Origin of the sequence: Pinirhizobacter sp. (assembly GCF_035317885.1) — a bacterium.
Taxonomy (GTDB): domain Bacteria; phylum Pseudomonadota; class Gammaproteobacteria; order Xanthomonadales; family Rhodanobacteraceae; genus Pinirhizobacter.
Genome location: NZ_DATHFX010000044.1, coordinates 1 through 4,807, shown reverse-complemented (window position 1 = coordinate 4,807; position 4,807 = coordinate 1). Strand labels below are relative to the sequence as shown.

At 62.0% G+C, this 4,807-nt stretch carries 4 protein-coding genes and 1 pseudogene; 2 read left to right on the top strand and 3 right to left on the bottom strand.

Going from position 1 to position 4,807, the window contains the following annotated elements; genetic code table 11:
* Both VK519_RS01370 and VK519_RS01365 read left to right on the top strand, forming a co-directional pair.
* Positions 1–552 (top strand): flagellin family protein (locus VK519_RS01370; RefSeq protein WP_524538969.1); only part of this gene is annotated, 552 nt, incomplete at its 5' end.
* Between the two features lie 113 nt (positions 553–665).
* Positions 666–1,613, top strand: a complete 948-nt coding sequence (locus VK519_RS01365; RefSeq protein ID WP_324346935.1) for a LysO family transporter — start codon at positions 666–668, stop codon at positions 1,611–1,613.
* Positions 1,614–1,628: 15 nt separating this feature from the next.
* Here VK519_RS01365 and VK519_RS01360 read toward each other — a convergent pair whose 3' ends face one another.
* The 3 genes and pseudogenes from VK519_RS01360 to VK519_RS01350 all read right to left on the bottom strand — a co-directional run.
* Positions 1,629–2,474, bottom strand: coding sequence for a sulfotransferase family protein (locus VK519_RS01360; protein ID WP_324346934.1), 846 nt, complete (start codon positions 2,472–2,474; stop codon positions 1,629–1,631).
* Between the two features lie 51 nt (positions 2,475–2,525).
* Positions 2,526–3,533 (bottom strand): LacI family DNA-binding transcriptional regulator, encoded by a 1,008-nt coding sequence (locus VK519_RS01355; protein WP_324346932.1) that lies wholly within the window; start codon positions 3,531–3,533, stop codon positions 2,526–2,528.
* Between the two features lie 16 nt (positions 3,534–3,549).
* A pseudogene (locus tag VK519_RS01350) lies at positions 3,550–4,807 on the bottom strand (glycoside hydrolase family 2); the annotation flags it as partial.

The window sequence follows — 4,807 nt, the reverse complement described above, 5'->3', positions numbered from 1 at the left end:
AATGGCAGCTACACCATCAACTTCGACGGAGCGGGCAACTGGACGGCGACGGACGCCGGCGGCAACCCGGTCGTGGACGCCAGCGGCAACCCCGTGGGCGGCACCTACAAGGACGGGGACAACATCAGCTTCAACGGCATGACCATCGCCATGACCGGCACCCCGGCGGCGGGGGACAGCGTGTCCGTGGGCAAGAGCCAGGACCAGGACATTTTCGGCACGCTCAACAACATGATCAACGCGTTGAACAGCGGCGCCACCGGCGCTTCGTTGAATAACACGATGAACCGCCAGATCGAATCGCTCGACTCCACGCAGTCCGCCGTCACCAACACGCAAGTGCTGGTAGGTGCGCGGATGAATACGCTGGACCAGCAGAGTTCGGCTTACGCGGACCTGAAGGTTTCGTACACCAACGCCCTGACGGCGGTAACGGACGCGGACCCCGCCACGGCGATCAGCCAGCTGTCGCTGCAGTCGGCGGCGCTTAGTGCCTCGCAGCAGGTGTTCGTGAAAGCGCAGCAGCTGACGTTGTTCAATTACATCAAATAGCTTCTAACCGTCTGAAAAGATTCTAACCGTCGTAAATTTCAGTCAGTTACCGGTTCCCTACGGAAGGATTACTTCGTACGTTAGGTCGTCGCGCCAGTGTAGGCGAGTACCTGATGAGGCAGACGGTGTTTAATCTGGCGGAGGTGTTGCTGCCCATTGTCATTGCCCTCGGAGGGGGTGTGATCGTCGGCCAGGCGTGCGGTCGTCGTGTCAGGGCGGCGGCGTCGAAGATGATTGTTCCTTGCGTCTTAGTGCTTATGTTCCTGGTCGGCATCGAGGCCGGGCCGGTGCTTGCCAACATGCCGTTGCTTGGCTGGTTGGTACGGTCGGCTTTCACGCTTGCCCTGCTCTCGACCATTGCCTCGGTCGTGCTCTGCGCCCTGGCATTTCGCACAGCCTTCCGCGCTGGGTCCATCTCGAACGACGGCAACGTCTTTTCCAGGGCCGTGCGCGTAACCTTCGATTGCCTTGCCCCCCTTGCGGTGGTGGCCGTTGGAGTTTTGGCATCGCGCAACGTTTTCTTCGCCATCGATGGAGAAGGTATCGCAACGGCGACGTACTGGTTCCTGCTTTTCCTGATACTTCTTGTTGGCGTCGACTTGTCGATGGTGAAGTTGGGGCGTGAAAGCCTGACCTGGAAAATCATGCTGGTTCCTGCCCTGGTCCTCATCGGTTCTGCGCTTGGAGGCGTGGCTGCTTCCTTCGTCGTGGATGAGCCAATGCGGATCACCCTCGCGCTTTCTTCTGGATTCGGCTGGTTCTCGATGTCGGGCCCGCTGGTGTCGACCTTCCTGGGCTCGTCGTATGGGTCCATGGCGCTCTTGACGGATCTCTTTCGCGAGTTAATGGCGTTGGTTCTGCTTTACGCCATGGGACGCCGGATGCCCGTGGCCGCCGTAGCAAGCGGCGGAGCGGCGTCCATGGATTCCGTCCTGCCGATCATCAGGGTCACGTGCCCGCCCTCGATTGTGCCCATGGCGGTAGTAACGGGCCTTGTGCTGACGATCGCCGGGCCCATGCTGATTTCGTTTTTGCTGTTGCCGTTCACTATCGGCAACTAACCCGACCAATAGTCCTTAAACGATGGGAACCTGGTTGACGTTGTTCTTCGGATCCATCCAGAACGCTTCGTTCGCGAAGCGTCCGAAGATCTCGCGCGGCAGGACGGGCTGGCGCTCGATCGACTCGACCTTCGCCCGGACCGAATGCAGGCCGGGCATGCCGACGCGGGCATCGAACTCGTCCGCGTTGTACTCGATATGGTCGAAGTCGTGTTCGAACCAGGGCTCGTCGAGGAATTTGTAGACCGCGCGCATGGCCGCGACAGGATCGGCCGCGAGGCTTTCGTAGCTCAGCATCAGCAGGTGGTCTTTCGCATGCGGGCCATAGAATGCCTCCTTGGTCGCCTGGTAGGCGAATCCCACCATGCCCCGCGGATCGGTCAGCGCCTCGACGCGCGAGTACACCGTGGTATTGGTGTCGAAGCGGAATATCTTGCTGACGCTGACAGGCTGCTTGCGCACCAGTCGCTCCATGCTGTCGAGCACCCAGGCCAGCTGGCGTACGCAGGCGATCACCTTTACGCCAGGGAATAGCGTGTCGAGCAACTGCATGCGGCTGCACCACAATCGGCTTGTGTCGAACACCACGCTGACCCCAGCCTGGGCTGAGTAGAAGCTCTCCACCAGCCCGCGCAACATGGCGACGCGTTGCTCGTCGGAGACATCGAACGAGAAATCGTTCTTGCTGCTTGCCTCGGCCATCACCACGCCCATGATGTCGGCAAGCGGGCTGGTCATGCCGGCGCGAAAGCGCGGATTCTGGTTGAGGATGGCGGCCAGCAACGTGGTGCCTGCGCGCGGTAGCCCGGAGATGAAGTGGAACTTTGGCTGTGAACTGCTGGCGTCAGGCGTGGCAGGCATCTGGGCTTTTCTCCTATGGATCGGTGGCGTGGGCAGCGCTCTGGCGGCCGGTCAGGGCGCAGGTGCCGTCGATGCGCGTACGCGCATTTCATAGCCCACTTCGACCATGCGGGCTTCCCCCTTGTCAAGCACGCGAAGCAAAAGCTCCTCGGTGGCACGCTTGCCCATTTCGCGCACGGGTTGGTGCACGGTGGTCAGCGGTGGCCACACCTGCGTGGCGATCGTGGTGTCGTCGAAGCCGCAGATGGACATATCGCCGGGAACCGAAACCCCGGCCTCCGCGGCTGCCCAGATCGCACCGACGGCCATGTCGTCGTCGGCCGCAAAAATGGCGGTTGGCCGGTTTTTCAGTGCGAGCAACTGACGCGCGGCGGCCACGCCCGACTCGAAGGAAAACTGGCCCTGGACCATGTACGCAGGAATTTCCTTGAGCCCCGCACGCTTCAGGCCGTCGCGGTAACCGGCAAGGCGCCAGATGCCCGCGCCGTGCTTGGGGGGGCCAATGATGTGGGCGATGCGGCGGTGGCCAAGCGATACAAGATGGTCCACCATCGCCGCCGCGGCTTCGCGCTCGCGCAGGATTACGCCAATGCAGCCCTTGGAGTGGCGCGGCGCGATCGATGCAAACGGGATCTCGGCCTTGCGCAGGTGATCGAGCAACTTCGGATGGTCGGTAATGGGGGGCGTAAGGATCAGCCCATCGGGCCGGTGCCGCGAGAGGATGCCTTCGACGCGGTCGACGAAGTCCGGCGCCGTCGACACCAGCGGCTGCACCATCATGCTGTAGTGCCTGGCCTCGCATGCTTCGAGCACGCCGGCCTGTACTTCCATGATGTAGCTGGGCGACAGGTTGTCGTAGAGCAGGCCGATCATGAACGACCGGTTCGTCGCCAGGCTGCGCGCCGAGGTCAGCGGCCGGTAGTTGAGTTCCGCCACGGCCGACAGCACGCGATCGCGCACCGAGTCGCGCACGTTCGGCTCGTTGTTCAATACCCGCGATACGGTCTTCTTCGAGGTATCCGAGACCCGGGCGACATCGTTGATGGTCACGCGTGCCATGGAAGCCCTTCCGTCTTCAATGCCCCGTTCCGTTAGCCGGAACACTCTGTAGCGGTACGTTCCACCCGCTGACCTCGACCATCGGCACGACTGCCTTTTTTGAAGCGTATCGCGCGGTGAGGACGATCGATTCCCCGGGCCAAAGCGTGACGTCATTGTCATTCCACAGTATCGGCAACGCAAGATCGCCCTTGGCACCCTGCCTGATCGATACGTGCTGCTGGAGCGCCAGGGCCTTGGACGATGCCGGTACCGTCAGCTCGACCGTGGTGACATCCTCGTTTCCTTCGTGCCGGGTCGTGGCGCGGACCTGGCTGGTCGCGGCGGGCAAGGACTGTAGCGTGGTCAGGTCCGCATACTTGGTCACCGGAGTGAGGTACCAGTTCGACTTCGCCCAGTCGAGCACGTCTGGTTCGGCAGGCAGCCAGTAGACATTGCGGCTCACAGGCTTGCCGTCGGAGGACGAGAGCTCCAGCTCGATGAAGTAAACCGGGGACAGGCCGGCGACGGCTGGAAGCGTCTGAAGTTTCCGTGTGCGGTTTCCCGCCAGGTCAATGTCTTTCAGGCTCTTGTCAAAGTGCACGCTGCCATCCAGGTTGCGCACGCGGATGCGCACCTGAAGGCCATGCACATCGTCAAGCGCGTGGTTCACCAGCACGATGTCCTTCGAATCGTACGAATATTGGATGTGTAGCAGTTCGTTGGCTTTCTTGGCGCCGAAATAAGCGCCGGCGGGATTCATGAAGTAGTCGTACAGATGCCAATGCAACGACGGCCACGCGTTGTTGAGCATCCAGTAGATCACGCCGGTGGCGGGGTTGTCGGCGTCCATGCGCGCATTGAAAGCCTCGAACTGCGCGCGGGTGTTGTCGTAGTTGTCCAGCTGGGCCTTGGCAACGTAATCGGCAAGGTTCGTCGGTGCGCCGTAGCGATGGGCCAGTGCCTTGTCGAACGGCGTCAGTACCGCGAACGTCGACCAATCGGCCGATGCGTGGTATTGCCTGGCCTCCGGGTACTTCCAAAGGGCTTCCTGCTCCTGCGGCGAGAGCATGCGCTGCACATCCTCCAGCCGCGGGATGTCAGCACCGGCACTGACCTCCGAGTCGAAGCCGAAAGCGCCACCCAGCTTGTCGGCGTACCAATAGGCTGGCGGTATCCAGTCGTAGGGTCCGGCCATCTTCAGGCCGGAAGGGCCGGCTTCGGCGGTGCCCTTGGGGACGGCTGCCGAGATGATGGGCAAGGTCCAGTCCGCGGCGCGCAGCGCATCTACATAA